Genomic DNA, 26467 nt, shown 5'->3' with positions numbered 1-26467 from the left:
GTTGCCCGCTCCCGCACGCGAGTTGCCCGCTCCCGCACGCGAGTTGCCCGCTCCCGCACGCGAGTTGCCCGCTCCCGCACGCGAGTTGCCCGCTCTGGCTCGCGAATTGCGCGCTATGGTCTGCGAGTTGCCCGTTCGTGCACACGAGTCCCCGACTCGTGCGCACGAGTTGCCCGTTCCCGCGAGTGGTGGGCCATGCCCTATGGCAACTCGCGCACCCGGGCGGGGGACTCGCACCGGAGCGGGCGTTTGGTCTGCCTGGGTGGGCATTTCGCGCACCCGAATGGGCAACTCGCGCGCCTGGGCGGGCAACTCGCGCACGGGAGTGGGGGACTCGCGTGCCTGGGCGGGGGACTCGCGCACCGGAGCGGGGGACTCGCGCACGGCGCGGCGTTAGGTGCCGAGCATGGTGCGCATGTGGCCGATCTCGTCGGTCTGGCCGGTGATGATCTCCTGCGCCATCTCGACGGCGCGGGTTTCGATGCCGCTGACCAGGTGCTCCTCCGCCATCGTGAGCGCGCCCTCGTGGTGGGTGATCATCAGCTGTAGGAACAGCCGGTCGAACTCGGCGCCCTTGGCGTTGCGGAGCTCCTCCAGTTGCTCCTCGGTCGCCATGCCCGGCATGAGCCCGTGCTGATGCTCACCGTGCCCGCCCTCGGCAGCCTCGCTGTCACGGTTCTGCTGCAGCCACGACTCCATCACCCTGATCTCCGCCTCCTGCGAGGCCGCCATGCGGTCGGCAAGGTTCTTCAGCTGGTCGCTGGCGGCACGATCAGGCACGAGATCCGTCATCGTGAGGGCCTGCTGGTGGTGGGGAATCATCATCGTCATGTACTGGAAGTCCGCAGCGTTGGGCTGAACCACTTCCTGGTAGTCGCCTGCCTGCTCGCCTGGCACCACCTTGGCTTCCTCGCCAGGGCGCCCCGGCACGATCAGCGGGGCCGCGTCCTCCTCGGGGGGAGCCTCGTCGGCAGTGCAGCCTGCCAGCCCAACACACAACAAGATGGCGGCCATACCCGCCGCCAGCCGCCTACTCATGCGCGCAAGCGAACATCCTCCGCCCCTGTGAAGTCAATATCGGACCGGGTGCTTTGGGAGAAAAACCCTCCCTTAGTCGCTTTCAGGACGCCGGGCTGAAGGCCACAATGGCTCGACCCTTGCCCGTCGAGAGGAGAACTTCACAGTGAAGTCTCGCCGAGGTCGCCGCTGGAGCGGTGTGCTCGTGGCCGCCGCTGCCGCCGTGGTGGCCGCAGGAAGTGCCACCGCCACCGCAACGGCACAGACCACGATTCCTGGTGTGGACGAGATCGTCCACACCTCGAACATCAAGCACCTCGCCAACCTGCCGAAGCAGGGCACGTTCGACAACCGGTCGGCCCTCAACAGTGACATCGCGTTCACCAAGAACCACGCGATCGTCGGCAACTACAACGGCTTCGCCGTCTACGACATCAGGAAGCCGCAGAAGCCGCGGCTGGTGAGCCAGGTGCACTGCCCCGGTTCGCAGAACGACGTCTCGATTTCGGGCAACCTGCTCATCACCTCCACCGACCAGCCCCGGACCGATGACAGCTGCAGCAGCCAGGCTTCGGTGGCATCGAACCCGACGGCCTGGGAGGGCGTCAGGGTCTGGGACATCAGCGACCTGGCCAACCCGGAGTACGTCGCGGCCGTGCGCACCGACTGCGGTTCGCACACCAACACGATCGTGCCCGACCGCAAGCGTGGCTCGGTGATCGTGTACGTCTCCTCGTACTCGCCTGCCGACAACTTCCCGAACTGCCAGCCGGCGCACGACAAGATCTCGATCGTCGAGGTCCCGGTGAAGAAGCCGGAGCAGGCTGCCCTGGTCGCGACCCCGGTGCTGTTCCCGGAGGGCGGTAACGAGGGTGGCCCGAACCCCGACGGCACCCGCCGTTCGGCCACCACGGGTTGCCACGACCTGACCGCCTACCCCGAGAAGAACCTCATGGCGGGCGCGTGCATGGGTGACGGCATTCTGCTGGACATCACTGACAAGCTGAACCCGCGCGTCATCGAGCAGGTTCAGGACAACGTGAACTTCGCGTTCTGGCACAGCGCCACCTTCAACAACGCCGGCACCAAGGTGATCTTCACCGATGAGCTCGGCGGCGGTGGCCTGGCGACCTGCAACGAACGGTTCGGGCCCACCCGGGGTGCCAACGGCATCTACGACATCAAGGGCAAGGGTTTCGACCTGTCGCTGGAGTTCCAGAGCTACTACAAGATCTCGCGGCACCAGGCCGACACCGAGAACTGCGTGGCACACAACGGTTCGCTGATCCCGGTGAAGGGCCGCGACATCATGGTCCAGGCCTGGTACCAGGGCGGCATCTCGGTGTTCGACTTCACCGACTCGGCCAACCCGAAGGAGATCGCCTACTTCGAGCGTGGCCCGCTGTCCACCACGGAGAACATCACCGGTGGATCGTGGTCGGCGTACTACTACAACGGCTACATCTTCTCGTCGGACATCCAGAAGGGCTTCGACGTTCTCGCGCTGAACGACCCGCGTACTGCGTCGGCCAAGTCCGTCAGGTACGACGAGTTCAACCCGCAGAGCCAGCCCCGCTACGGTCGCTGACCGACCACGAGCCACGCGGCGGCGTCCGCCGGCAGCCTGCCCGCCACCATGGGGGCGCTGGACAGGAGGACCTCGCCGCGTGGCACGGGGACCGGGGCGGCTGACGTATTGAGTGCGCAAACCAAGCCGCCGGGCCTTCGCCGATAGGCGAAGCAGCCCGGCGGTGCGCCGTACCATTCGACCTCGTCGCCGGTGCAGGCCGGATGTTCGCGCCGCAGTTGGAGGGCACGGCGGTACAACGAGAGCGTGGAGGACTCGTCCTCCAACTGCGTTTCGACGGTCAGCGTTGCCCATTCCGCGGGGACCGGCCAGTTGCCGGGGAGCGTGGAGAACCCGAACGGCGGCTTGTTGCCTTCCCACGGGATCGGTACTCGCGGGTCCTCTCCGGGTAGGCCGAGCTCCTCGCCGTTGTACAGACTCAGCGCTCCCGGCAACCCGAGTAGGACGAGTGCCATCGCCCGCGCCCGGTTCAGCCCTCGGAGACCGTCGCCGTAGCGGGACGCCTGGCGCGGCAGGTCGTGGTTGGACAGTGCCCAGGCAGGCGGTGCCCCGGTCGGCGCCACTGTCGCCAGCGCACGTCCGATCGATGCCTGCAGCGCGTCGGCGTCGAACGGGGTGCTCGCCAAGCGCGGGTTGACGGCGAGATGGAGTTCCCCTGGCCGCAGGTAACGCGCGAAGCGTTCGTCCGTCACGCCGCCGATGTCGCCGAGTAGCACGGCGTGCGGGTACTCGTCGAGTACCTTCCGGATCATCTGGTGGACGTCGTGCACGCCCTCGACGTCGAAGCCCGCGCCGAATCCCTGAGCCTCCGGGGCGAGGTCCCGTGGCTTGGCCAGCGCGGAGGCCGCCGCGATCTGGATCCCGTCCACCCCACGATCCAGCCAGAACCGCAATGTGCGCTCGAAGTCGGCGGGCACCTGCGGGTTCGCCCAGTTCAAATCCGGTTGCCGGGGACCGAAAAGGTGCAGGAACCACTTCCCGTCGCCGGCTCGGGTCCAGGCAGGCCCGCCGCCGACCGCGGACCAGTTGTTGGGCGGGAGCGCGCCGGCCTCGCCCCGGCCGTCACGAAAGTGGTACCGGTCGCGTTCTGGGCTGCCGGGCCGAGCGGCCAGCGCGGCGGCGAACCACGTGTGCTTGTCACTGGTGTGGTTGGGCACCAGATCCACCACGACGCGGATGCCGTAGCCGTGTGCCTCGGCGACGAGCGCGCCGAACGTGTCCAGGTTGCCGAGCACCGGGTCGACAGCGCGCGGGCCGGCGATGTCGTAGCCGTCGGCGGCCATGGGGGAGAGGTAGAAGGGCGTCAGCCGGATCGCGTCCACCCCGAGCAGGTCGAGGTAGCCCAGCCGGCCGCGGATGCCTTCGAGATCCCCGACGCCGTCGCCGTCGAAATCAGCGAACGAGCGGACGAAGATCTCGTAGAAGACGGCAGTCCGCCACCAGCCGGGGGCCGTCGGTTCGGTGCGTCTGGCGGCGGCTCGGCGCACGCGCGGTCACTCCCAGCTGTTCAGCATCGACTGCGCGGCCATCTCCAGGTACTGCCACAGCTGGCTGCGGTAGGGCTCGTCGATGGCGGTCTCGTCGACGGCGATGCGCATCGCTCGCAGCCAGGCGTCCCGCTCGACCGGCCCGATCTTGAACGGGGCGTGCCGCATCCGGAGCCGGGGATGACCGCGCTGCTCGGAGTAGGTGTGCGGGCCGCCCCAGTACTGCATCAGGAACAGCCGGAGCCGCTCCTCGGCAGGCCCGAGATCGGGCTCCGGGTAGAGCGGGCGCAGGACCTCGTCCGCGGCGACCTCGACGTAGAAGCGCGCGATCAGCTTGCGGAACGTCGGTTCGCCGCCCACCGCCTCGTAGAAGCTGCGCGGATCGGTCGCGTCCTGTTCGCTGCTCACCTCAGCCACCTCTCCATTCTGCTCTGCCTGGTGTCGCGTACCGGTCTCAGGCGCTGTTCGCAGGGCCCGGGCTGTACAGCCGACCCAACGGCGGTTCGAACCCGGCCCGTTCGAAGGCGGGCAGGATCTCGGCGCGAAGCGCCCGCTGTACGGCCCACTGACGGCCCGGGCGCACCTTAACCGTGAGCCGCAGCTGCATGCCCTCGGGCGTGACGTTCTCCACGCCGAGCACGTCGGGTGGGTCGAGGATGTCCGGAGCGATCGACTGCCTGGCGACGGCCTCGGCCGCCACTTGTTCGAGTACAGCCGTCGCCGTGTTCACGTCGGTGTTGTAGTTGAGCGGGATGTCCACCACCGCGATCGCGTAGCCCTGGCTGGAGTTGCCGACACGCAGCACCTCCCCGTTGCGGACGTACCAGACCGTGCCGTTGACGTCGCGCAGTGTGGTGATGCGCAGACCGACGGCCTCCACCGTGCCGGAGGCCTCACCGAGGTCGACGACGTCGCCGACGCCGTACTGGTCCTCGAGCATCATGAAGATGCCGGACAGGAAGTCGCGCACCAGGTTCTGCGCACCGAAACCGATTGCCACACCGACGATGCCCGCCGAGGCGAGGATGGGCGCGAGATCGATCCCCAGCTCACCGAGGATCATGATCGACGCGAGGCCGAAGACCACCAGGCTCGTGAGCGATCTGAGCACCGAGCCGATGGTTTTGGCTCGCTGCCGTCGCCGTTCGATGATCAGCGGCCCCAGCACCTCGGGAGCTCGCTCACGCAGCGGGCGCAGCAGTGCGGGCAGCTTGTTCTCGGAACCGTTCTCCGGGGTCCGCGTGAGCCGGTCGATGACCTTGCGGACCAGGTATCGCGCGAGGATCGCGACAACGACGATCAGCAAGATGCGCAAAGGCTTGGCCACGAGCCAGGTCGCCGAACCCGCCAGCCATTCGTTACCGGTCATCCGCCAGACCTGCTGGCACCACGTGCCCGCTTCCTGAACACAGGAGGGCGGATCGCTGAGCAGCTGCTCCACTTGGGGACTTGCTCCTTTCCGTCACTGTGACGCCGCCCACTCTGCTAGCCCAGGCAGAGCCCCCCGTGAGGCATGTTGACCACGTCGAGTCCACGGCAACCGTACTTGGGCAGAACACGTTGCCTAACACACGTGCGTTTCGGGTGCGTTTTGTGGTCGACTAGGGCATCACCGGTGGAGGTGGTCGTGTGCCAGACCGACAACCCAGCCCCCACGGCGCCCACGCCCGGCATCCGGCCGGGTCGGCGCCGGAGGCGAAACTGTGCGCGCCGATAGGCGGCGCCAGTTCTGGCGGCTCGCATACCAGCGGGCCCCAGCCGACTGGGCCCCCGACGCGCGCGGGCAGGATCACCCGCTCGCACAGTCAGCGGCGCTCACGTGATCCTGGCGGCGGTTCGTCGGCACCAGGCTGGGGCAAGCGCCGTGTGCTCTTGCTCAATGCGACGTTCGAGCCACTCACCGCTCTTCCACTGCGCAGGGCCATCGTCCTACTCATCTGTGGGAAGGCGGAGGTCGTCCACGAGGATCCGGCCGGACTCACGCTGCGCGCCGCGACGACGACGGTCGACGTGCCGTCGGTGATCCGGCTGAGCACGTATGTGCGGGTACCTTATCGCGCACAGGTTCCGCTCACGCGAGCCGGGTTGATGCACCGGGACCGGTTCCGCTGTGCCTACTGCGGCGGTCGCGCGGAGACGATCGATCATGTGGTGCCGCGCAGCCGTGGCGGCGCGCACTCATGGCAGAACTGCGTGGCGTGTTGCGCGAAGTGCAACCACCGCAAGGCGGACAAGCTGCTCTCGGAGATCGGCTGGCGGCTGCGGGTGGTGCCGCAGGCGCCGCACGGGCCGCACTGGCGTCTGCTCGCGCACTCCACGGAGGCGGATCCGGCGTGGCAGCAATACCTCGGCGCCCCAGCCGCATAGTGCGCGGCCGGGGGCGTGCCGTGGCGGTATCGGAATTCGTGGTGGGGCGTTCGGGCGAGAGCGTGACGGCTAGGCGGTGACGCGCGTGCCGCGGGTGACGCGGGTTCCCCTGGTAACGCGGGTGCCCATCGTGACCCGAGTGCCCATGGTGACTCGCGTGCCGCGGGTGACCCTGGTGCCCATGGTGACGCGGGTGCCACGAGTGACTCGCGTACCGCGCGTGACGCGGGTACCGGCCGTCACTCGGGTGCCGCAGGTAACCCGTGTACCGCGGGTGACGCGCGTGCCTCGGTCAGCGGACAGCTCGAAACGGGACGAAACGGTGTCGTAGTTCGTTTCGGCGGGGGTCAGGACGGTGAGCATCAGAAATCCTCCTGTGACCGATGGATTCGTGGCGGGAAGCGGAGGGGTGAGGCGCAAGGCCCGTACAGGTGAAAAACGTACGAGGATCGCCGAGAACGGACAAGACCGTCGCGCTGGGTGCCGCCGCCCGTACGGTGAGGTGCAACCTTTCGCCAACGGTGCTTCAGCCCAACGTGGTATGACGTTCGTGGCAAGCGGCGGACGGCGGCCTTTTCGCGACGAACGGCGACGTGTTCTGTACTGGTTCTGTCCTGGCACCTGACGTGCCGCGCAGGCGCATCGGATACCCTGCGCTCGTGAGCATCCTCGAGACGATCCTGGTCTTCGCGGTGATCCCGCTCGCCATCTACGGTTTGTTCGCCTTGCTGACGCTGCGGTCGAGGTTCGCAGGTCGGCCAAGGTACCGGCCGGGACAGGCGTGGGAGTACCCGCCGACGTGGTGGAGCGCCAACTCTGCGAGCGCGGGCGACTCGCACGCCGCTGGCGAGACGGCGACGCCGTCGACGGTTCGAGGAGGTGCCAGTGGTCGCTGGTGAGCTGGTTCAGGTGGAGGAAGGTACATCGAGTGGGCTGGAGGGCACTTCCCTGCAGCCCGGCGCCGTAGTTACCGCGAGCGGCCGGATCTCGGTAGCGCAGATGTACGAGCCCGCTGCTCCAAAAGGCCCATTCAGTACGGCGCAACTGGCGCGACTCGATGAGGCGCTGACACTGGCCAGCCGGGAAACCGGTCTGGACTTCAGTATCTACCTCGGCGAGCTCGGTGGCGACAGCCGTGCGGGTGCCGAATCGCTACACGCCCAGCTCGGCGCACAGCGCGACAACGCCGTGCTGATCGCCGTGTCGCCGGGGGAGCGCGTCGTCGAGGTCGTCACGGGCGCCGAGGCGCTGCACCGCCTGCCCGATCGTGGTGCGAAGCTCGCCGTGATGAGCATGGTCGCCTCCTTCAAGGAGGGCGACCTCATCGGCGGGCTCGTCAACGGTCTGCGCATGATGGCCGACCAGGCAGGCCCCGCCCCCAAACAGTAGGAATGGCCTCGAACGGCCGGTTACCGACGCCGTCGGTAACCGGCCGTTCTGCCGTCTCAGCTCTCGTCGAACTCGCGGGCGGCGAGCGCGCGTACGATACCGGCCCTGCCCTCGGACACCAAGCGGCGCAAGGCGGGAGCGTGCTCGCCCGCCAGCCACGCATCGGCTGCCGCGACGGCCTCCCGTGTCACCGCCCACGACGGGTACAGGCCGACGACCGTTGGCTGGGCCCGCTCGCTCGAACGTCGGCGCCAGACCTCGTCGATGGCCGCGAAGTAGGTGGCAACGTACTCGCCGAGCAGGTGCTTCTGCGTCGGGTGCGAGAAGCCCGCGATGATGGCTTCGTTCACGGCGTTGGGCAGTTCGTCGTCGTAGACAGCGCGCTGCCAGGCATGCGCTTTCGCTTCCGCCGTCGGGCGCAGCGCGCGTGCTCGCTCGGCCTGCCGGCGGCCGGCAGCCGTGTCGTCACGCGCCTGCTCCGCGTCGATCTCCGCGTCGCCTGCCACACCGTGCGCGACGAGCGCGTGCAGCAGCCGCCAGCGCAGATCCGTGTCCACCGTCAGGCCCGCCAGCGGTGCGGAACCGTCGAGCCAGCCGCGCAGGACCGCAACGGTCGGCTCATCGAGCACCGAACCGGCCAGCGAGTTCACGAACGCCAGCTGGTGGTCGGAGCCGGGTTCGGCCGCGCCGGCCAGCTCCAGCAGCCGGGCAGTGAACGCCGGCCAGCCGGCCTGCCGAGCCCACGTTTCCTCGGCATAGGAGTTCAGCGCTGTCTGCGCCTGCAGCAGCACTCGTTGCACCACACCGACCTCGGTCTCGGCGTGGATGCCGCGCAGCACCAGCCGGACGAAGTCACGCGCCTTCAGCTCCGCCTCGCGGGTCATCTCCCACGCGGCCGACCAGCACAGGGTGCGCGGCAGCGGCTCGGTGATGTCGCCGATCCGGTCGATCAGGGTGACCAGCGAGTCGCTGTCGAGCCGCATCGTGCAGTAGGTCAGGTCGTCGTCGTTGACGAGCACCAGCTTGCCGGCCGGGGTGCCGACCAGCTCGGCGACCTCGGTCTGCTGCCCGGTCACGTCGAGCTCAACGCGCTGCGTGCGCACGATCTTGCCCGCGTCGTCGTCGTCGTAGACGCCCACGGCCACCCGGTGCGTCCGCAGCTCACCCGCGCCCGGCTTGGCGCCGCCCTGCAGCACTGCGAAGGAGGTGAACCGGCCTGCTTCGTCGACCTCGTACCGTGGTCGCAGCGAGTTCAGCCCCGTGGTCTCCAGCCACTGCGCGCTCCACCACGACAGGTCGCGGCCGGACGCCTCCTCCAGCGCACCGAGCAGGTCGCCGAGCGTCGCGTTGTCCCATGCGTGCTTACGGAAGTAGACCTTCAACCCGGCGAGGAAGTTGTCCAGACCAACGTAGGCGACGAGCTGCTTGAGCACGCTGGCGCCCTTGGCGTAGGTGATGCCGTCGAAGTTGACCTCGACCGCGTGCAGGTCGACGATGTCCGCCGCGATGGGATGCGTCGACGGCAGCTGGTCCTGCCGGTAGGCCCAGGACTTCTCGATGTTGGCGAAGCTCGTCCAGGCGCCGGTGTACTCGGTGGCCTCGGCCTGTGCCAGCACGCTCGCGAAGGTCGCGAACGACTCGTTGAGCCACAGGTCGTCCCACCAGCGCATGGTGACCAGGTCGCCGAACCACATGTGCGCCATCTCGTGCAGTAGTGTCTCGGCGCGCCGCTCGTAGGAGTAGCGGGTGACCCGGCTGCGGAACACGTAGTCCTCGAGGAATGTCACCGCGCCGGCGTTCTCCATGGCGCCCGCATTGAACTCCGGCACGAACAGCTGGTCGTACTTGGCGAACGGGTATGGGACGCCGAAGTTCTCGTGGAAGAACCCGAATCCCTGCTTCGTCTCGGTGAACAGCCGGTCGGCGTCCATGTGCTCGGCCAGCGACCCGCGGCAGTAGATACCCAGCGGGATCGTGCGGTGGGCGTCGGAGTACTCGTCCCGCCATTCGGCGTAGGGGCCCGCGATCAGCGCCACCAAATAGGTCGAGATCCGCTCGGACACGGCGAACACCGTGCGGACGGCGCCGCCAGCGGTGTCCGTTTGCGACTCGACCAGCGCGTTGGAGATGACCTTCCAGTCCTTGGGCGCGGTGACGGTGAGCCGGTAGGTCGCCTTGAGGTCGGGCTGGTCGAAGCAGGCGAACATCCGCTTGGCGTCGGCCGTCTCGAACTGCGTGTACAGGTACACGCCCCCGTCGACCGGGTCGACAAAGCGATGCAGGCCCTCGCCGGTGTTCATGAAGCGGCACTCGGCGTCGACCACCAGCTCGTTGGCAGTGGCGAGATCGGGCAGTGTGAGCCCGTCTTCCTCGACGTAGCCCGACACGTCCAGTGCGCTGCCGTTGAGGGTCGCCGAGCGGACACCCTCCGCGACTATGTCCACCCAGGACCGCTCGCCGGCGCGCGCAGCGGAGAACCTGATCGTCGTCCTGGAATCGAAGGTCTTCTCGCCCGGACCGCCGCGGCCGTCGGTGAGATCCAGCTCGATGTCGTAGGACTCGACATCCAGGAGTTCGGCACGCTGCCTGGCTTGGTCACGGGTCAGATTTGGGGCGGGCACTGGCACCTCTGTGCTGATAGCGGTTTGTTGGTTTGCTCTCAGCGCATCCAATCATGCATGCGGGGGCTGAGGCGACGGGGAACAAGGGGCGCGCCGGTGTTGTTCTTGCAGTTACTGGCCAACTAACCGAACTGGGAGAGCCGATGACCACAGACCAGCAAGGCGACAAGACGCGAGTCGATTTCTACTTCGATCCGGTGTGCCCGTTCGCGTGGATAACGTCGCGCTGGATTCTCGAGGTCGAAAAGCACCGCGATCTCGACCTGCGGTTCCGGGTCATGAGTCTCGCCGTGCTCAACGACGGGCGCGACCTTCCCGACGAGTACCGCGAACTGCTGGACAGGGCGTGGGGCCCCGTGCGCGTGGCGATCGCGCTGAGCCAGCAGACGAGCGAGGAGGTGCTGCGCGACTTCTACACCGCGTTCGGCACCCGCTACCACAGCCAGGACAACAAGGACATCGACGTCGTCCTCAAGGAGGTGCTGGCGGAGATCTCGGCGCCTGCCGCGCTGCTCGACGCAGCCACGTCCACGGAGTACGACGACGCGCTGCGCACGAGCCACCACGAAGGCATGGACCCGGTCGGCACGGACGTCGGCACGCCGACGATTCACATCGACGGTGTCGCGTTCTTCGGCCCGGTGCTGTCCTCGATCCCGCGCGGTGAGGAGGCGCTCAAGATCTTCGACGGCGCCCGGCTGCTGGCTGGCTATCCCGACTTCTTCGAACTGAAGCGCACTCGCACGGGCGGCCTCAACTTCGACTGAGGCGCACGACTCCGGGCCTGTGGTGTCCGATGAGTTCCGGACCGGAGCGGGCGACTCCCGTGCCGGAGCGGGGGACTCGCGTGCCTGGGCGGGGGACTCGCGTGCCTGGGCGGGGGACTCGCGCGGGTGTCAGCCCAGTGCGGCGGTGGTGACGTCGGCGGGAAACGGGGAGCGGGTCAGCGCCCGTGCGGTGGTCAGCTCGCCCGCCCGCACCGCGGCTCGCAACGCTGCGAGGTCCGCCAGGTCGTCACGCGCCGCCACCACGAACGCCAGCTCGACCGGTTCGCCGTGCCCTGGTACGACGACGCGCGGGCGGAGTTGGAGGATGCGGTCCAGCGCGGCAGGCCAGTGGCCGAGGTCGGTGTCCGGTCCGAATGACTCGGCGGTGAACGACCCTCCCGGGGCGTGCTCGACCAGATCGCCCGCGAACACCACAGCCGCGTCGGGGATATGCACCAGGAGGTCGTGCCCGGTGTGGCCGGGGCCAGGATGTGTGAGCAGCACGCGCCGTCCGCCCAGGTCCAGCTCGGCCGTGGTGGTCACGAGCCGGTCCGGCAACACGATGTCGGTGGCCGCGATGGCCGCCGCGACGCCGGGTTCGCCCTCGGTCCGGTAGTGCTGTGCCCACCGTTCGCGTTGGGCCGCGCCCTCGGCTTCCAGTGCGGCGCGGCACCGTTCGTGCGCCCAGACCTCGCAGGGCAGCAGCGCCGCGGTGCCGAAGCTGTGGTCGAAGTGCGCGTGGGTGATCGCCACCGTCCACGGCAGCGAGGTCACCTCTCTGACCGCGGCGGCCAGCTCGGCGCCCTGCGCCGCATCGCCCCGCGTGTCGATCACCAGACAGCCGTGGTCGGCGAGCACCAGCCCGACCGAGAGGTCCAGCTCGGTGTAGCGGCGGACCAGCACACCGTCGGCGATCTCCAGCCACCGGCCCTCAGCCATGCCGGTACTGCCCGTCGACCAGCCGTGGCGCCATTCGCGAAGCGCCGAGTGCGACCGCATCGTCCACCAGCTCACCATGCCCGTGCCCGCGCAGCTCCCGCCCGGACGCGGACGCGCGCACCAGCTCGGCCAGCCCCGAGCCCGCCGCACGCACGCTCAGCGCGGCGAGTAGGGCCTCCGGCGACGCCGGGCCCGCTCCCAGGTCGGTCAGCGCGGTCACGACCGTGCCCGCCCCGAGGTGATCCTCCACGCACGGGCGCAACGGGCCCGTCGAACCCGGTTCCGCGAACACATGCACTCCCCAGCGCTCACCGGCCGGGATGACACCGATGGGTGCGTTCCCGGCGAGCGGCAGGGCCGCCTGTGCCACGGCTGCGGCATTGCGCAGACACGCCGTGAACACATGCGCGCCCGCGGCGGCGGCATCGGCCGACAGCGTCGCGCCATTGGGGGAGCGCAGCGCGACGGCGGGTCCGGGTGGTGGCTCGGCGTCCCAGCGCACGGGGACGACCGCCTCACCCCCGGCCACCGCCAGGTCGACTCGCGTGGAGAACGACAGCACATCCACCACGACGAGCACGGCGCACTGCGCGGCGAGCGCCGCGATCCCCTCGGCGCCCCATTCGAGCCTGACCGCGTACCCGTCCTGTTCGAAGACCCGCACGAGAGGTGAGCATGCCGGGTGGGGCATGGCCGGGCCATGCCGGGATGGCACACTCCGTGCCTGTGCGTGTGTATCTGGGATCCGACCATGCGGGCTTCGAGCTCAAGAACCATCTCGTCGCTCACCTCCAGGGGCAGGGCCACGAGGTGACCGACATCGGCCCGCACGTCTACGACGCGGCGGACGACTATCCGGCGTTCTGCATTGAGACCGCGCGCCGCGTGGTCGCCGACGACGGCAGCCTCGGCATCGTGATCGGCGGCTCCGGCAACGGCGAGCAGATCGCCGCCAACAAGGTGCCGGGTGCGCGGGCCGGTCTCGCCTGGAGCGTCGAGACCGCCAAGCTCACCCGTGAGCACAACCATGCTCAGCTGATCGGGGTCGGTGCGCGGATGCACACCCCCGAGGAGGCGACCGCGATCGTCGAGGCGTTCCTGGCGACCCCGGTCGACCCGGATGAGCGGCATGTGCGGCGGGTGCGCCAGGTCATGGACTACGAGAGCACCGGGACGCCGCCGGCCCTGCCGGAGGCCTGATGCCCGAGGGGCACACCCTGCACCGGCTCGCGCGGTTGCACCAACGGCGTTATGCCGGCGCGCCGGTGCGGGTGTCCAGCCCACAGGGCCGTTTCGCGGCTGAGGCCGCCGAGTTGGACGGCAGGCCCATGCTGGGCGCCGAGGCCTACGGCAAGCATCTTTTCCACAACTACGGTCCCGCCGGGACGGTGCACGTCCATCTGGGGCTGTACGGCGTCTTCACCGAGGTGGCGCTGCCGGTCGTACCGCCGGCCGGTCAGGTACGGATGCGGCTGGCCGGCCGGACCCATTGGACTGATCTGCGCGGGCCCACGCGGTGTGAACTGCTCTCCGAGGCCGAAGCCGATGCCATCAAAGCGCGGCTCGGTCCTGACCCGCTGCGCCGCGACGCCCAGCCACAACGGGCTTGGGAACGAATCTCGCGGTCGCGTACCGTGCTGGCCGCATTGCTGATGGATCAGAGCGTGCTTGCCGGCGTCGGCAACGTCTACCGCGCCGAGGTGCTGTTCCGGCAGGGAATCGCGCCGTTGTTGCCTGGCAGGGCGTTGGACTCTGTTGTGTGGAAGGCCGTCTGGGACGACTTGGTGACGCTCATGCGTGCCGGGGTGCGCACCGGCCGGATCGACACTGTCGCGGACGAGCACCTGCCCGAGGTCACCGGTCGCGCGCCGCGTCAGGACCGGCACGGCGGTGAGGTGTACGTGTACCGGCGGACGGGGCAGCCGTGCCTGGTGTGCGGCACGCCGATCGCGCAGACGGAACTGGCAGGCCGGAACCTTTACTGGTGCCCGACCTGCCAGCCTGCGTGACCTACCGGTTACTCGAAGCCGCCGAAGTCGCCTCCGCCGAAATCACCACCGAAGTCGCCACCGCCGAAGTCTCCGCCTCCGTAGTCACCGCCGTAGTCGCCACCGTAATCACCACCGTCGCCAGCGTCCCCGCCGTCGCCGCCATCGCCACCGTCACCGGCGTCGCCCGCGGCATCCTCCTGACCGGCGTCGTAGCCGGCTTCCCACGCCCCGGCAGTTGCGATACCCGACATGCCGGAGAACATCGCGCTGAACAGCAGCATGGAGCCGAGGCCCCAGGCGCCGGCGACCAGCGCGGGCTTCCACCATGGTTCGCTGTACCAGCCCTGGGGGACGGGACGGCCGGCCACCCGGCCGCCGGGGTAGTAGTGCGGCGTGCTCTGGGTCGGGTCCGGCGAGGCCTCGTAGTGCTGGCCCTCGACGTCCACCGAGCGGTGCTCGGTGACCTTGCCCGCACGCTCCCGCTCGGCGTCCTCCGGCAGTGCGGGGCCCGCGTCCATGCCCATGGCCGTACGCGCGGCACGGACGTAGTACAGGCCCTCCAGCGCCGTTTCCTTCACCAGCTTCGCCTGCTCGGCGGTCTGCGCCTGCTCCATCTGGGAGCCGGCCGCGTTGTACCGCTCCGCCGCGTCGGCCAGCGCCTGCTGGGACGCCGTGTCGGTTCCTGTCAGGTTGAGGACCTGCCCGCCGAGCCGCTCCAGCCAGCGGCGGGCGTCGGCCTTGGCATCCTCGAGCTGGCGCCGCTTGGTTTCCTGCTGTGATCGCACGAGGTAGAAACCGCCGCCGACGATGATCAAAAGGAGCACGATCACAACGATCGCGGTACCCATGGGTCACTCCCGGGTTGTATGGCTCGGTTGAACCGGACAACGCGGACCGTACCCCGCTAGTTCCCGGACAGGTTCACCAGGCGCGGCCAACGGTGAAGGACTGGGTCCAGATCCGTTGTTTGCGCACCACATCGCCCGTTTGGGGCGAGGCCCACATGGTGTTGTTTCCGGCGAAGATGCCCACGTGGTAAACCCGCCCGCTCTGGGCGAAGAACACCAGGTCGCCGGGTTTCATGTCCTTCTTGGCGATATGCCTCAGCGCGGCGCGCTGGGCGCGGGAGGTCCGTGGCAGCTGGATGCCTATTTGCCGGTGCACGAACTGGGTAAGGCCCGAGCAGTCGAAACGGTTGGGACCGGCCGCGCCCCAGGCGTACGGCTTACCGGCCAACCGCGCAGCGGCGTCGACGATTCGCTGGTTGATGGGTTTTCGGACAGGTGTTCCTTGCTCAGGGGGACGCGGCTGGTTTTTGATCTCGGTACCGCGGTCGGCCTGTTTACTGGGTGTCCGGTTGATTTTGACGGGAACTGCGACACCGTTGGCCTTTGTCGCCGCGCTGCGGGTCACCGACCACGGTTGGCCGCCAGTCGTGCGCTGTTCCACATTCACCGGCGCGCCGGGAGGCGGTCCGGCGACCGCTACCGACGTGCTGGAGATGGCGACCAACGCTCCGGCGCCGAGTGCGGCGACGGCGGCGGACCGCTTCCAAAGTGTCGTGAGCACGATTTTCCTCCCCAGTATTGTTCATTTACGAAAATGTGCCCCCACGTGATTGCCGCCGCGGGTGCGGCGGCAAGACACCGTAAACACGTGAAGCGGGTGACCGGCGACTTGATCGAGGCCAACTGAGTGAGGTTTTTCAAATACCTGAAATCGGATGTTTAACCGCATTCTTTCGGTTGAGCTGCCCATTTCTCCCGATTGGCGACAATTTTCCGTGATCGCATAGTGATGCATGTCACAGACGTTGGATGTACTCGGCGCCGGTTAACATTCGGGCACGTGCGTAAGGCGCGTGTTTCGAACCCCGTTTCCGGGTGGCGCCGTCCGACGGGGCGGCAAGACGATGGCTCATGGACGTTGGCCCGTATGGCATTCAGCGCCAGATGAGCTCGTGCTGGGGGTGGCTACCCGACTCGAGCGGTGGCGCCACGCACTGGGTCCCGCCCAACCACGACTACCGGCCGGCGACGGGGCTGCGCTCGGTGTGCGGGCGCCGCTGTATCCCGCTGACCAGGACACACCACTGGCACAAACAGCGGCGCTGCGCGGAATGCCAGTCGGCGCTGCCGCGACGGGATTGGTGTTGATCCGCGGGTGGGTCGACAGGTACCGGCATGCGGGCCACGATCGCTAGTCGGCGGCCCACTCGTAGGACAGTTCGTACCGGTCTGCCGGCAGGACCATGTCGTTCATCTCCAGTGGCACCCCGTCCTGCCGGTAGGCCACCCGGGTCACGGTGATCACCGGTGTGCCCGGGCCGAGTTGGAGCGCCGAGGCTTCTTCCGGTGTGGGCATGCGGGAGCGGACGTGCTCGGCGTACCGGCCGATTGTGTTCCCGGCTTCTTCCAGGCGGGCGTAGGCGCCGCCCTTGCCGGTGTCGACCTGTTCGATCGCGGTGTCGCGGCCAGCTGTTCGACGAGCCCGTTCGCGCGCATCACCCGGTCCCTAACGGTCACCTCGGTGTCGGGGTCGATCTCGAGGAACTCGGCGGTGCGCTGGTCGGCCGGCTCGAAGCGGACCTTCACCGATGACGACGGGGTGAAGCCTTTCGCGGCGGCATCGCCCAGGAACGCACCCTTGTTCTCGGCTCTCGCCGCTTGGGACAGGCGGGAGCGGGCCAGGCGCTGGATGCTGGCCGGCGGGCGCACGAACACGCCCTTGCCTTGCTCGGCAATGACCACGCCCTCGGAACGGAGGAGGTCGACGGCTTCGCGGATGGTGGGGCGCGAGACGCCGTACGTGTCGACCATCTCGCGCTCGCTGGGCAGCTTCTCGCCGGGCGCGTACTGACCTGCGGTGATCCGCTCCCGGAGGTCGGCTGCGACCTGCCGGAAGGCTGGCACGCCGCTCGTCTTGTCCACCATCGTGTCGATTCTCCACACGTCCGCTTGTCTTGACCAGTTGCTGTTGGGGGTCCGATGAGCTGGCGATATACACCGAACGGCGTGCAGGTCGACCTGCACGGAGACGCACCGATCGCGGACGTGCTGGTATTCGAACTGCCGCCCGACGGCGGCGACCACGCCGACGACGAGCGCAACAGACTGATCGCGCGCCACCGATGATCAAACGCGACCGCGAGCTACTTGCCCGGGCGGCGGCCGTCAACACGAAGTTCGGTGTCGTGGTCAGCGAACTCATGCTCAGCCAGGACGGCGGCGAGCTTCGGGCGGCGCGTCTGCGGCAGATCGGACAGGCCCTGGGTGCGCTCAGTACAGACTTCCTCGCTCGGGCCGCCGAGCTCGATGGCTGCGTTATCGACACCCCGACGCTGCGCCCGCGCTGGCTCGATGAACGGGTACAGCAGCCCGTCGGTAGAGGACCTGTGAGGTTTTCCGAACGCCTCGACCACCCGCACAGTGTGCCGAGTCAGGAGCTGGCCGTGGCGGCGAATCTACTCGCCACCTGCGCAACGGACATGCAGCTCGTCCGCTTCGGGCATCAGCACGTCCGGATTCCGGGCGGAATTGATCTGCTTCGGTGTTGGATGGTTCAGGCCGCGATTGATCTGGAAGACGTAACAGACCCGCCGCGTACTGCGCTCGACGCCGACGTCCTCGAACCGTTCGAGCCGCTGCTCGACCTGGCCCGCCGCGTGGTTGCCGAGCTACGGCGAGATCACCTTCGCTGACCCGCGACCTTCGCACGTTCACGAAAGTCGCAGGCCAGAGCCTCACAGTCGGGGTGACAGGATTTGAACCTGCGACCCTTCGCTCCCAAAGCGAATGCGCTACCAAGCTGCGCCACACCCCGTTGCCCGCCCACGCCCGGGCGGTGTGCAACCACCTTAGCGTGTACCGCTACACTACCCACGCGGCTGGTCACCAATCGCATGCGGGCGTAGCTCAATGGTAGAGCCCCAGTCTTCCAAACTGGTGGTGCGGGTTCGATTCCCGTCGCCCGCTCCAGAACAACCGTTAACGGTCCGACGACAGCTCCGCTGTGAAGGCATGACTGGGGCTCTCGATAATCACCGAGGTGCCGTCAGGAGAGGTCCTCGCGCGGGTCAGCCGAGGCAGGCTCCCCATCGTGAACGGCACGGCGGCAAGCGGCATCAGCGCGAAACCGGCGACGGCCACGGTGGCCAGCCACTGCATGCCGTCGGTGACTGCGGCCGCAATCAGCGAGCCCACGAAGGCCGCCAACCCGCCGAAGAACATGGCGGACGCGACGGTCAACCATAATGCCCTGGTCCGGGTGCATTTCTGACAGAGAGGCCAGCCCTTGATGTCAGCGACGCGCACCTTTTTTCGATACTGATCCAGCCGTTCGGCCATCCCAAGAACGCCCCGGCCACTCACCTGCGTAAACCGGTTGCCCTCGATCTTCACCTTTGGCTGGAGGACGAAGTCCTTCTGCAGGACAGCGGACAGGCCATGCCGTGAACAATGGCGCGGCAGGTTGCCCGGCTGGCCAACGGAGTCAACTGGCAACGTGACGACGCCGGTGTGCTGCGGCAACTGAAACTCCTGTCAACATAACGACACCCAACCTTGTCCGAAGTGGACATCAGCGTGCGGCCCCGGCGATCCGCTCGACCTCGGTGACCAACCGGTCCACTTCGGACTCCGTGGTGTACGGCGCGATGCCTGCGCGCAGTGCTCCGGTGTCGCCGAGCCCGATCCAGCGGGAGCACTCCAGCGCGTAGAAGGTACCTGCCGGTGCGTTGACGCCGCGTTCGCCGAGCTTGGCGTAGACCGTCGCCGACGCCACGCCGACAACCGAGAACAGCACAGTCGGCGTGCGGCGGCGGGCCGGGGAACCATACTGCGCCACACCGGGAATCTGTCGCAGACCATCCTCCAGACGCCGCGCCAGTGCGTCCTCGTGTTCGCCCACCGCCCGCAGCGAGCGGGCAAGCCGTTCTCGACGGGCACCTGGACCGGGAACCAGGTCCGCGAGGAAGTCGATGGCGGTGGTCGTGCCGGCCAGCAGCTCGTACGGCAACGTGCCGAGCTCGAAGCGCTCGGGCACAGTGTCGGTCGATGGCAGGAGCTTGTCCGGCCGCAGCGTTTCCAGCAGTGCGGGGTTCGCCGCGACCAAGCCGAGGTGGGGACCGAAGAACTTGTACGGCGAGCACGCGTAGAAATCCGCGCCGAACTCCGCCAGGTCGACCAGCTCATGCGGGGTGAGGTGCACGCCATCGACGTAGCAGAGGGCGCCGACGGCGTGCGCCCGATCGGTGATCGCACGGACATCGGGCCTGGTGCCCAGCAGGTTCGACGCAGCGGTGACGGCAACGAGCCGCGTGCGCTCGGTCAGCAGCGCGGCGACGTCGTCCACGGCCAGCTCGCCGGTGGTGGCGTCGAAACCGGCCCAGCGGACCGTGGCCCCGCGCGCCTCGGCGGCCTGCACCCAGGGCCGGATGTTGGCATCGTGATCGAGCCTGGTGACGATCACCTCGTCGCCGGGTTGCCAGTCTTTGGCGAGCGTGCGGGCGAAATCGTAGGTCAGCTGGGTCATGCTGCGTCCGAAGACGACACCTTCGGCGACTCCGCCGACCAGGTCCGCGGCTGCCTGCCGGGCGTTGCGCACGATCCCGTCGGCACGGCGTTCGGCGGTGGTCACCGAACCGCGGTTGGCGATCGCCGCGCACAACGCCTGCCCGACGGCCTCGCCCACCACGGCCGGGACCTGCGACCCGCCAGGTCCGTCGAAATGCGCCGCACCTTCCGCCAGCGCAGGGAAGTGCTTGCGGATCTCCGCCACGTCATAGGCCATGCCGACGAGTATGCCGCGCAGCAGTGAGGGGCGCCCTGCCCGCGTTCAACGCAGGCAGGGCGCCCGTATGGGTCAGTGCGTGGTCGCCTTCTCTGCGCCGGCTCCGGTGAGCGCGCGGACCTCCATCTCCTGGTACTTGTCCTCCATGTGCTCTTTGGACAGCACGGTGCCGAGCCAGCCGAGGAAGAACGACACCGGGATGGACACCAGGCCCGGGTTCGACAACGGGAACAAGTGGAAGTCGACACCGGTGAACATCGACCTCTCCGTGCCGGACACGGCGGGGGAGAAGACGATCAGCACGATCGTCACGGCCAGCCCGCCGTAGATCGACCACAGCGCACCGGAGGTGTTGAACCGCTTCCAGAACAGTGAGTACAGGATCGTCGGCAGGTTGGCCGAGGCCGCGACCGCGAACGCCAGCGCCACGAGGAACGCCACGTTCTGGTCCTTGGCGAGGATGCCGCCGATGATCGCGATCGCGCCGATGACGCACGCGGTGATCCTTGCGACCCGGACCTCGCTGTTCTTGCTGTCGACCTTGCCCCTCTTGATGACGTTCGCGTAGACGTCATGGGCGAACGACGCCGACGCCGTGATCGTCAGGCCGGCCACCACCGCGAGGATCGTCGCGAACGCGACAGCCGCGATGAAGCCGAGCAACAGCGGCCCGCCCAGCGCCTCGGCCAGCAACGGCGCGGCGGAGTTCTCACCACCGGGTGCGTTGCTGATCGTGTCAGAGCCGACGATCGCCGCGGCACCGTACCCGAGCGCCAGCGTGAACAGGTAGAACAGGCCGATCAGCACGATCGCCCACACCACCGACCGGCGGGCTTCCTTCGCCGTGGGAACCGTGTAGAAGCGCATCAGCACGTGCGGCAGGCCCGCCGTGCCGAGCACCAGCGCGATGCCCAGCGACAGGAAGTCCAGCTGTGTGGTGCTGCTGGCGCCGTAGCGTTCGCCCGGGTTGAGCAGCGCGCCGTCGCCACCCGCACGCTCCGACGCCGCGCCCAGCAACTCGGAGAGGTTGAACCCGTAGCGGCCCAGCACCCACACGGTCATCCCGAACGCGCCCGCGATCAGCAGGGCGGCCTTGATGATCTGTACCCAGGTGGTGCCCTTCATGCCGCCGACCAGCACGTAGGTGATCATCACGATGCCGACCACCGCGATCACCACGGCCTGCCCCGCATCGGTGTCGATGCCGAGCAGCAGAGACACGAGGCCACCGGCACCCGCCATCTGCGCGAGCAGGTAGAAGAACGACACGGCCAGCGTGGACGTCGCCGCCGCGGCGCGCACCGGGCGCTGCCGCATCCGGAACGCCAGTACGTCGCCCATCGTGAACTTGCCGGTGTTGCGCAGCAGCTCGGCGACCAGCAACAGCGCGACCAACCAGGCCACCAGGAACCCGATCGAGTACAGGAAGCCGTCGTAGCCGTACACGGCGATGGCGCCTGCGATGCCGAGGAACGAGGCCGCCGACAGGTAGTCACCGGCGATCGCGGTGCCGTTCTGCGGCCCGGTGAACGCCCGGCCTGCCGCGTAGTAGTCCGACGCGGTCCTGGTGTTGCGGGACGCGCGGAACACGATCACGAGCGTCACGACGACGAACAGTGCGAAGATGCTGATGTTCAGAGCCGGGCTGCCGCCTTCGACCCCCTGCGCGAGTTCGGTCATTTCTCGCCTCCCTCGATGTCCTCACGGAGCTGGTCGGCGATCGGGTCGAGCTTGCGGTTGGCGTAGCGCACGTACAGCGCCGTGATGACGAACGTCGACACGAACTGCAGCAACCCGAAGATCAGGCCAATGTTGATGTTGCCGACGACCGTGGTGGACATGAAGCCGTGCGCGTAGTCCGCCAGCACCACGTACAGCAGGTACCAGGCGAGGAACAGCACGGTCATCGGGAAAACGAAGTTGCGCAGCCGCTTGCGCAGCCGCTGGAAGTCGGCGCTGGAGTGGACCTCCGCCCAGGTCTCCGGCCCAGGCGGATGAGTCGCGGGCTCGGTGGTACTCACGGTGACCTCCTCGTCACAGGGCACGGGGGGAGTGCTGCGCGCCACACTAGGAGGGCGAACCGAAATGTCGGAATCGTCAGCGGACCAACCGGCGGGTGATGCGACGAACGGCAGACGAACGGCGGGTTGTCCACGATGAGTGGCCTAGATCACGTGCGCCCGTCGTGCGGTCGTCGAACACCGGCCGCCGGTGCTCATGCAGGTGCAGCCGGAGCATCGCGGCCGCCGACCACGGTGCAGGCCTGCCGACGAGTGACACGCCGATCATCACGACGAAGGCCAGCGGCACCGACCAGGGCGCCGGCTGTACCAGCAGGATCGCCAGCCAACCCTCCACCGGCGGCTCCAGCACGCTGACCCCGAACGCGCCCACCGAGGCGATCAACCCCACCGCGACGCCGGCGATCGCGCCGGGCGCCGTCAGCCTCCGCCACCAGATGCCCAGCACCAGAAGTGGGCAGAAGGTCGAGGCGGCCACTGTGAAACCCCAGGTCACGAGCGTGCCGGCATCGAAACGGGCTGCCGGAAGCGCGAGCAGGACCACCATCAGTGCCGAACCGACGACGGCCACACGCAGCTGCCGCAGACCGCCTGGCACGAGGTCGTGCGAGATCGCGCCGGACACCACGAGCAGGAGCCCGAGCGAGGTCGCCAGGAACGCCGCGAACGCGCCCGCGGTGAGCAACCCGGTGAACAGGGTCCCCGTGGAGCCGTCGTCGACCTGTGCCGGCAACGCCACCACCGCGCTGTCGGTCGCGCCGGAGAGGTACAGCTGCGGCACGAGCACGCTGCCGAGCACGCCATAGATACCGGGGAAGAGGTAGAACACGCTCAGCAGGGCGACCGTCAGCGCGGCCGTGCGCCGCGCGGCTCGGCCGTCGGGGCTGGTGTGGAATCGCATGATCACGTGTGGCAGTCCCATCGTGCCGAGCATCGTGGCGACGAGTACCGCGCACGTCGCCAGCAACGGATACCCGTGATCACCCAGATCCAGCAACGGGCGCTCCCAGCCCGCCGCACCTGGCGCCGCTTCGCCGCGCAGCTCGGGCACACGGCTGCCACCCTCGAACACCACGGTGCTCCCGGCAGGCACCGCCCACTCGCCCTCCGGAAGGGGCCGGGTATCGCCGTCCGGCTCGACCACCGCGGCGCCCGCAGGCACATCGAGCAGCGTGCCGACACGGAACACCACGGTGGTCTGGTCCGTGAAATGGGTGAACTCCACCGGCCGTACCGCCTGCTCGCGCACCGCCGGCCCGGCCTCGACCAGCAGCCAGATCGCCGGCACGATGAACAGCACCAGCTTGAACACGAACTGGAACGCCTGCACATAGGTGGCCGCTCGCATGCCGCCGAGCGCGAGCGTGGTACTCACCGCCGCGCCCGAGATGGCCACGCCCACCCAGTACGGCGTGCCGCTGACGACGCTCAGCACGAGACCGGCCGTGCGGAACTGCGGCACCAGATACAGCACACCGATCACGAGCACGACCACCGCCGCGAGTCTGCGCAGTGCCGGCGAGCCCAGGCGTGCTTCGGCGAAGTCCGGCACCGTGAGCGCGCCCGAGCGGCGCATCGGGGCGGCGACGAGCGCGAGCATCGCGATGTAGCCCGCGGTGAATCCCACCGGGTACCACAGCGAGCCGATGCCGTCCTTCACCACGAGCCCGGCCACCCCGAGGAACGACGCAGCGGACAGGTACTCCCCGGACACCGCCGCCGAGTTCAGCAGCGGTGACACCCGGCGGGAGGCCACCAGGAAATCCGAGGTCGTGCGCATCGCCGCCACCCCGCGTAGCCCGATCAGCAGAGTGACCAGCACGACGGGCGCGACGGCGAAGGCGACGATCACTTCTCCTCCGCCCGCTCGGCGCGGCGCAGGTGCCAGAAGGCGAGTGCCACCATCGCCGGGAAGGGCACCACGACCATCGCCAGCCACGACATCGGGATTCCGAGCAGGCGTACCTCGTCCAGCGCGGGCCAGGCCGCCAGCAGCAGCGGAAGTCCGAAGATCAGTGCGAACAGCAGCACGAGCGTGACGATCGCCCAGCGCAGCTGCACGCGGTACAGCGCGACCGCCCGTGGCGCCTCGGCGGGGTCGAGCGTGGTCGGCCGCCAGCGACCGCGGTAGCGCCGCCGCGCGTGCGCCAGCCGGGTCTGCGGGCTGGTCACCGTGACCCTGCGATGCGGGCTCACGTGCGCTGCTCGAGCTCGCCTCGCTGCGCGGCCCGCAGCAGCCGTTCCCGCAGCTCGCGGGCGTGCCGTCGGCTCACCGGCACGTCGCCGAGATCGGTGTGGGCGAGCAGGCCGCCCACCGAGTCGCTGCGCAGCTCGCGGACCGCGCCCAGCGCCACCAGGAAACCGCGGTGCGTGCGGACGAACCCCGCGCTCTCCCAGTACTCCTCGAGGCGGGAGATGGGCATCCGTACCAGGTGCACTCCGGACCGGGCATGCAGCCGCACGTAGTCGCCGTGTGCCTCGACGAACTGCACGTCCTGGCGCCGCACGTAGCGTGTCCGGCCACCCGACTCGATGGGCAGGGCGGCCAGCGCGTCGGGCGTGCTGCCGGTGCGGGGCGGTTCCCCGGCCGGCGCGATGCGTGCGACCCGCGCGAGCGCCTCGGCAAGCCGCTCGGCGCGCACCGGTTTGAGCAGGTAGTCCACCGCGCCGATGCCGAAGGCCGCGACGGCGTGCTCGTCGAAAGCGGTCACGAAGACGATCACCGGCGGCTCGGCGAGTTTGCGCAGCAGCGAACCGAACTCCAGACCGTCCAGGCCGGGCATCGAGATGTCCAGGAACACCGCGTCGAACCGGCCGTTCTGGATCAGCTTCAGTGCCGACAGCGGGTCGCCGGCCGCGGTGACGTCGGCGACCTCGGGTGCCTCACGGAGCAGGTTGCACAGATCGTCGAGCGCCGCCGGAACATCGTCGACGGCCAGCACACGCAATCCGGTCCGCACGGCCGGTTTCCCGTTCACGGCATCACCCCGGGCTGGAACCTCGGCACACGCACGATCACCCGCGTGCCCGCGCCCTCCGCCGTCTCCACGACCAGGCCGAACCACGGTCCGTACACGTTACGCAGCCGCCGGTCGACATTGGCGAGTCCCATGCTCGTGGACTCGCCGTCGCCGGCAAGCAGCGCCCGCGCCTTCGCCGGGTCCATGCCGGAGCCGTCGTCCTCCACGCTGATCACGCAGTCGGCTCCCTCCGCCTCGCCGAGCACCTGTACGGTTCCGCCACTCGGCTGCCGCTCGACGCCGTGGCGCACGGCGTTCTCCACGATCGGCTGCAGCACGAGATAGGGAATGGACACCGCGAGCACTTCCGGCGCGACCCGGATCTGCACGCGCAGCCGCTCGCTGAGCACGGCCCGCTGCAGGGCGAGGTAGGTCTCGATCGCATGGAACTCGTCGGCGACCGTCGTGTACTCGCCGTGGCTGGCGAGGCTGTAGCGGATGTAGTCGGCGAAGTCGAGCAACAGCTCACGCGAACGGGCCGGGTCGGGGCGCACCAGGCCTGCGATCACGGTGAGCGCGTTGTAGACGAAGTGCGGGGAGATCTCCGCCCGCAACGCCCGCAGCTCGGCCTCGGCGGCCTGCTCCGCGGACTCCTCCAGCAGGCCGCGTTCCAATGCGGCCACGATCAGATGAGCCACCTCGCGCAGCGCAGTCACCCGTGCGGTGCCGGCCACCACCAGCACGCCGGCGAGTTCGTCGTGCACGATCAGCGGCTCGGCCACCACCTCCGCACGCCGGCACCGGTTCTCGGTGTGCAGCACCTCCTCGATCATGGCGGCTGTGTCGACGTCGCGCGGCAGCGTCCCGGCGACCACCATGCCGGCCGAGAGGTCCGCGAGGCCGACGCCGTCCGCCGCCAGCAGCCGCCGGATTCCTCTTGCCGCGGCCCGGGTCCTCGGCGCGGACAGCCCGTCGGCCAGGTCGTCGGACACGTGCCTGGCCAGTTCGAGGATCCCGGCCGGATCCCGAAGCCGTCGCGACCACAGCGGTCCCCGGCCGAGTTCGTCCTCGGCAGGCACGGACATGTGAGCTCCCAGCGTCGGCGACGGGTACGTGAATCTATCGGGCTCGACCACCCACCGTGAAGGCCAGACAGAACTGCAGAGGTCCAATTCAGCGAATTCGCTGTGGGCGGGCTGTGCGCAGAGCGACGGCGCGCACATAATGGCCTTGGTGATGCCGTATGGCGCTTCGAGACGAAGAGCAGAGGCAACTGGCTGAGATCGAGCAGCGGCTGACCAAGGACGATCCGCAGCTCGCACAGCGCCTTGCGAAGCTGAGCCCGCTCGGTTTCTCCCGGGTCGGGCTCGCTGTCGTCAGCATGCTCGTGCTCTTCGTGATCGGCCTCGCGGTCATCGCGATCGGTGCCGAGTTGTCCGCTCCCGCGGTCTGGAGCTGCGGCATCGTGCTCGCAGTCGTCGTGCCTACGCTGATCATCTGGCGGCTGTGGCTGCGCAGGCTGCGCTGACC

The 26467-nt window shown here is 68.7% G+C and carries 28 protein-coding genes, 2 tRNA genes and 1 pseudogene; 11 read left to right on the top strand and 20 right to left on the bottom strand.

The features are described 5' to 3' along the window. Positions 1-393: 393 nt before the first annotated feature. A complete protein-coding gene (locus ABZ863_RS28180; protein WP_358541603.1) occupies positions 394-1038 on the bottom strand; it encodes a DUF305 domain-containing protein in 645 nt (214 codons plus the stop codon). Between the two features lie 145 nt (positions 1039-1183). Between ABZ863_RS28180 and ABZ863_RS28175 the strand changes: the two genes are divergently transcribed. Further along, complete coding sequence (locus ABZ863_RS28175; RefSeq protein WP_358541601.1) at positions 1184-2605, top strand: hypothetical protein; 1422 nt, start codon at positions 1184-1186, stop codon at positions 2603-2605. On the opposite strand, the gene ABZ863_RS28170 is transcribed toward ABZ863_RS28175, so the two are convergent. The 3 genes from ABZ863_RS28170 to ABZ863_RS28160 are packed head-to-tail and all read right to left on the bottom strand — an operon-like array spanning position 2593 to position 5533. Continuing rightward, positions 2593-4092 (bottom strand): alpha-amylase family glycosyl hydrolase, encoded by a 1500-nt coding sequence (locus ABZ863_RS28170; RefSeq protein ID WP_358541599.1) that lies wholly within the window; start codon positions 4090-4092, stop codon positions 2593-2595. The genes ABZ863_RS28175 and ABZ863_RS28170 overlap by 13 nt on opposite strands. A 6-nt stretch (positions 4093-4098) precedes the next feature. Further along, entirely contained in the window at positions 4099-4500 is a 402-nt protein-coding gene (locus tag ABZ863_RS28165) for a globin (RefSeq protein WP_358541596.1), read from the bottom strand. A 46-nt stretch (positions 4501-4546) separates the two neighbouring features. Next, positions 4547-5533: a mechanosensitive ion channel family protein gene (locus tag ABZ863_RS28160; protein WP_358541594.1), complete on the bottom strand. Its 987-nt coding sequence runs from the start codon at positions 5531-5533 to the stop codon at positions 4547-4549. A gap of 425 nt (positions 5534-5958) precedes the next feature. On the opposite strand from ABZ863_RS28160, the gene ABZ863_RS28155 reads away from it, so the two are divergent. Beyond that, the gene (locus tag ABZ863_RS28155; RefSeq protein ID WP_358541592.1) at positions 5959-6459 is read left to right on the top strand and encodes an HNH endonuclease; all 501 of its coding nucleotides are present in this window, start codon (positions 5959-5961) and stop codon (positions 6457-6459) included. Between the two features lie 69 nt (positions 6460-6528). On the opposite strand, the gene ABZ863_RS28150 is transcribed toward ABZ863_RS28155, so the two are convergent. Continuing rightward, positions 6529-6822 carry a hypothetical protein gene (locus ABZ863_RS28150; protein WP_358541590.1) on the bottom strand — a complete coding sequence of 98 codons (294 nt, stop codon included), beginning with the start codon at positions 6820-6822 and terminating at the stop codon, positions 6529-6531. A gap of 296 nt (positions 6823-7118) precedes the next feature. On the opposite strand from ABZ863_RS28150, the gene ABZ863_RS28145 reads away from it, so the two are divergent. Together ABZ863_RS28145 and ABZ863_RS28140 are read left to right on the top strand one after the other, a co-directional pair. Then, positions 7119-7358: a hypothetical protein gene (locus ABZ863_RS28145; protein ID WP_358541587.1), complete on the top strand. Its 240-nt coding sequence runs from the start codon at positions 7119-7121 to the stop codon at positions 7356-7358. Further along, positions 7345-7848 carry a DUF5130 family protein gene (locus tag ABZ863_RS28140; RefSeq protein ID WP_358541585.1) on the top strand — a complete coding sequence of 168 codons (504 nt, stop codon included), beginning with the start codon at positions 7345-7347 and terminating at the stop codon, positions 7846-7848. Before ABZ863_RS28145 ends, ABZ863_RS28140 begins: the two co-directional genes overlap by 14 nt. 56 nt (positions 7849-7904) lie before the next feature. Here ABZ863_RS28140 and pepN read toward each other — a convergent pair whose 3' ends face one another. Further along, positions 7905-10469: an aminopeptidase N gene (pepN, locus tag ABZ863_RS28135; protein ID WP_358541583.1), complete on the bottom strand. Its 2565-nt coding sequence runs from the start codon at positions 10467-10469 to the stop codon at positions 7905-7907. Positions 10470-10612: 143 nt separating this feature from the next. Here pepN and ABZ863_RS28130 point away from each other — a divergent pair, with 143 nt between their 5' ends. Then, positions 10613-11236 (top strand): DsbA family protein, encoded by a 624-nt coding sequence (locus tag ABZ863_RS28130; RefSeq protein ID WP_358541581.1) that lies wholly within the window; start codon positions 10613-10615, stop codon positions 11234-11236. 129 nt (positions 11237-11365) lie between these two features. On the opposite strand, the gene ABZ863_RS28125 is transcribed toward ABZ863_RS28130, so the two are convergent. Then, on the bottom strand, positions 11366-12175 hold the full coding sequence (locus ABZ863_RS28125) for an MBL fold metallo-hydrolase (protein WP_358541579.1): 810 nt from the start codon (positions 12173-12175) through the stop codon (positions 11366-11368). Further along, positions 12168-12839 carry a 2-phosphosulfolactate phosphatase gene (locus ABZ863_RS28120; protein WP_358541576.1) on the bottom strand — a complete coding sequence of 224 codons (672 nt, stop codon included), beginning with the start codon at positions 12837-12839 and terminating at the stop codon, positions 12168-12170. Before ABZ863_RS28120 ends, ABZ863_RS28125 begins: the two co-directional genes overlap by 8 nt. 62 nt (positions 12840-12901) lie before the next feature. Here ABZ863_RS28120 and ABZ863_RS28115 point away from each other — a divergent pair, with 62 nt between their 5' ends. Both ABZ863_RS28115 and ABZ863_RS28110 read left to right on the top strand, forming a co-directional pair. Then, the gene (locus ABZ863_RS28115; RefSeq protein ID WP_358541573.1) at positions 12902-13375 is read left to right on the top strand and encodes a ribose-5-phosphate isomerase; all 474 of its coding nucleotides are present in this window, start codon (positions 12902-12904) and stop codon (positions 13373-13375) included. Continuing rightward, the gene (locus tag ABZ863_RS28110) at positions 13375-14184 is read left to right on the top strand and encodes a zinc finger domain-containing protein (RefSeq protein ID WP_358541571.1); all 810 of its coding nucleotides are present in this window, start codon (positions 13375-13377) and stop codon (positions 14182-14184) included. Before ABZ863_RS28115 ends, ABZ863_RS28110 begins: the two co-directional genes overlap by 1 nt. An 8-nt stretch (positions 14185-14192) precedes the next feature. On the opposite strand, the gene ABZ863_RS28105 is transcribed toward ABZ863_RS28110, so the two are convergent. From ABZ863_RS28105 to ABZ863_RS28095, 3 genes and pseudogenes are all read right to left on the bottom strand, one after another. Then, positions 14193-15014: a hypothetical protein gene (locus ABZ863_RS28105; RefSeq protein ID WP_358541568.1), complete on the bottom strand. Its 822-nt coding sequence runs from the start codon at positions 15012-15014 to the stop codon at positions 14193-14195. Between the two features lie 73 nt (positions 15015-15087). Beyond that, positions 15088-15678, bottom strand: a complete 591-nt coding sequence (locus ABZ863_RS28100; protein ID WP_358541566.1) for a C40 family peptidase — start codon at positions 15676-15678, stop codon at positions 15088-15090. A 687-nt stretch (positions 15679-16365) separates the two neighbouring features. After that, positions 16366-17099 (bottom strand): annotated as a pseudogene (locus ABZ863_RS28095) (GntR family transcriptional regulator). A 54-nt stretch (positions 17100-17153) separates the two neighbouring features. Between ABZ863_RS28095 and ABZ863_RS28090 the strand changes: the two are divergent. Beyond that, positions 17154-17300 carry a hypothetical protein gene (locus ABZ863_RS28090; protein ID WP_358541564.1) on the top strand — a complete coding sequence of 49 codons (147 nt, stop codon included), beginning with the start codon at positions 17154-17156 and terminating at the stop codon, positions 17298-17300. Continuing rightward, entirely contained in the window at positions 17297-17866 is a 570-nt protein-coding gene (locus tag ABZ863_RS28085) for a hypothetical protein (RefSeq protein ID WP_358541562.1), read from the top strand. Before ABZ863_RS28090 ends, ABZ863_RS28085 begins: the two co-directional genes overlap by 4 nt. A 48-nt stretch (positions 17867-17914) precedes the next feature. Here the strand turns inward: ABZ863_RS28085 and ABZ863_RS28080 are convergent. Continuing rightward, positions 17915-17988 (bottom strand) — tRNA-Pro (locus tag ABZ863_RS28080). Positions 17989-18069: 81 nt separating this feature from the next. Between ABZ863_RS28080 and ABZ863_RS28075 the strand changes: the two genes are divergently transcribed. Further along, a tRNA-Gly gene (locus ABZ863_RS28075) sits at positions 18070-18143 on the top strand. A 9-nt stretch (positions 18144-18152) separates the two neighbouring features. Here ABZ863_RS28075 and ABZ863_RS28070 read toward each other — a convergent pair. The 8 genes from ABZ863_RS28070 to ABZ863_RS28035 all read right to left on the bottom strand — a co-directional run bounded on the left by ABZ863_RS28070 (position 18153) and on the right by ABZ863_RS28035 (position 26022). Next, positions 18153-18695 carry a hypothetical protein gene (locus ABZ863_RS28070; RefSeq protein WP_358541559.1) on the bottom strand — a complete coding sequence of 181 codons (543 nt, stop codon included), beginning with the start codon at positions 18693-18695 and terminating at the stop codon, positions 18153-18155. A gap of 49 nt (positions 18696-18744) precedes the next feature. Further along, a complete protein-coding gene (locus ABZ863_RS28065) occupies positions 18745-19956 on the bottom strand; it encodes a cysteine desulfurase-like protein (RefSeq protein WP_358541557.1) in 1212 nt (403 codons plus the stop codon). 72 nt (positions 19957-20028) lie between these two features. Next, the gene (locus ABZ863_RS28060) at positions 20029-21636 is read right to left on the bottom strand and encodes a cation acetate symporter (RefSeq protein ID WP_358541555.1); all 1608 of its coding nucleotides are present in this window, start codon (positions 21634-21636) and stop codon (positions 20029-20031) included. After that, complete coding sequence (locus ABZ863_RS28055; protein ID WP_358541553.1) at positions 21633-21977, bottom strand: DUF485 domain-containing protein; 345 nt, start codon at positions 21975-21977, stop codon at positions 21633-21635. The genes ABZ863_RS28060 and ABZ863_RS28055 overlap by 4 nt, the downstream gene beginning before the upstream one ends. Positions 21978-22053: 76 nt before the next feature. Further along, on the bottom strand, positions 22054-23829 hold the full coding sequence (locus ABZ863_RS28050; RefSeq protein WP_358541550.1) for a cation acetate symporter: 1776 nt from the start codon (positions 23827-23829) through the stop codon (positions 22054-22056). After that, entirely contained in the window at positions 23826-24173 is a 348-nt protein-coding gene (locus ABZ863_RS28045; RefSeq protein WP_358541547.1) for a hypothetical protein, read from the bottom strand. The genes ABZ863_RS28050 and ABZ863_RS28045 overlap by 4 nt, the downstream gene beginning before the upstream one ends. Beyond that, positions 24170-24955, bottom strand: coding sequence for a LytTR family DNA-binding domain-containing protein (locus ABZ863_RS28040; protein WP_358541544.1), 786 nt, complete (start codon positions 24953-24955; stop codon positions 24170-24172). The genes ABZ863_RS28045 and ABZ863_RS28040 overlap by 4 nt, the downstream gene beginning before the upstream one ends. Beyond that, a complete protein-coding gene (locus ABZ863_RS28035) occupies positions 24952-26022 on the bottom strand; it encodes a histidine kinase (RefSeq protein WP_358541541.1) in 1071 nt (356 codons plus the stop codon). Before ABZ863_RS28035 ends, ABZ863_RS28040 begins: the two co-directional genes overlap by 4 nt. A 158-nt stretch (positions 26023-26180) precedes the next feature. Here ABZ863_RS28035 and ABZ863_RS28030 point away from each other — a divergent pair, with 158 nt between their 5' ends. Further along, positions 26181-26465, top strand: coding sequence for a DUF3040 domain-containing protein (locus tag ABZ863_RS28030; RefSeq protein WP_358541538.1), 285 nt, complete (start codon positions 26181-26183; stop codon positions 26463-26465). Positions 26466-26467: the final 2 nt, after the last annotated feature.

Source organism: Saccharomonospora sp. NPDC046836 (assembly GCF_040645195.1).
In the GTDB taxonomy this organism is placed as follows: domain Bacteria; phylum Actinomycetota; class Actinomycetes; order Mycobacteriales; family Pseudonocardiaceae; genus Prauserella_A.
This window is presented reverse-complemented; position numbering and strand designations above follow the sequence as displayed.

Excerpts from the sequence above, each read along its gene's own strand:
- ABZ863_RS28125 (WP_358541579.1), bottom strand. The coding sequence starts at position 12,175 with ATGGCTGAGGGCCGGTGGCTGGAGATCGCCGACGGTGTGCTGGTCCGC.
- ABZ863_RS28180 (WP_358541603.1), bottom strand. The coding sequence starts at position 1,038 with ATGAGTAGGCGGCTGGCGGCGGGTATGGCCGCCATCTTGTTGTGTGTT.
- ABZ863_RS28030 (WP_358541538.1), top strand. The coding sequence starts at position 26,181 with ATGGCGCTTCGAGACGAAGAGCAGAGGCAACTGGCTGAGATCGAGCAG.
- ABZ863_RS28150 (WP_358541590.1), bottom strand. The coding sequence starts at position 6,822 with ATGCTCACCGTCCTGACCCCCGCCGAAACGAACTACGACACCGTTTCG.
- ABZ863_RS28035 (WP_358541541.1), bottom strand. The coding sequence starts at position 26,022 with ATGTCCGTGCCTGCCGAGGACGAACTCGGCCGGGGACCGCTGTGGTCG.
- ABZ863_RS28130 (WP_358541581.1), top strand. The coding sequence starts at position 10,613 with ATGACCACAGACCAGCAAGGCGACAAGACGCGAGTCGATTTCTACTTC.
- ABZ863_RS28090 (WP_358541564.1), top strand. The coding sequence starts at position 17,154 with ATGAGCTGGCGATATACACCGAACGGCGTGCAGGTCGACCTGCACGGA.
- ABZ863_RS28085 (WP_358541562.1), top strand. The coding sequence starts at position 17,297 with ATGATCAAACGCGACCGCGAGCTACTTGCCCGGGCGGCGGCCGTCAAC.
- ABZ863_RS28060 (WP_358541555.1), bottom strand. The coding sequence starts at position 21,636 with ATGACCGAACTCGCGCAGGGGGTCGAAGGCGGCAGCCCGGCTCTGAAC.
- ABZ863_RS28105 (WP_358541568.1), bottom strand. The coding sequence starts at position 15,014 with ATGGGTACCGCGATCGTTGTGATCGTGCTCCTTTTGATCATCGTCGGC.
- ABZ863_RS28065 (WP_358541557.1), bottom strand. The coding sequence starts at position 19,956 with ATGGCCTATGACGTGGCGGAGATCCGCAAGCACTTCCCTGCGCTGGCG.
- ABZ863_RS28110 (WP_358541571.1), top strand. The coding sequence starts at position 13,375 with ATGCCCGAGGGGCACACCCTGCACCGGCTCGCGCGGTTGCACCAACGG.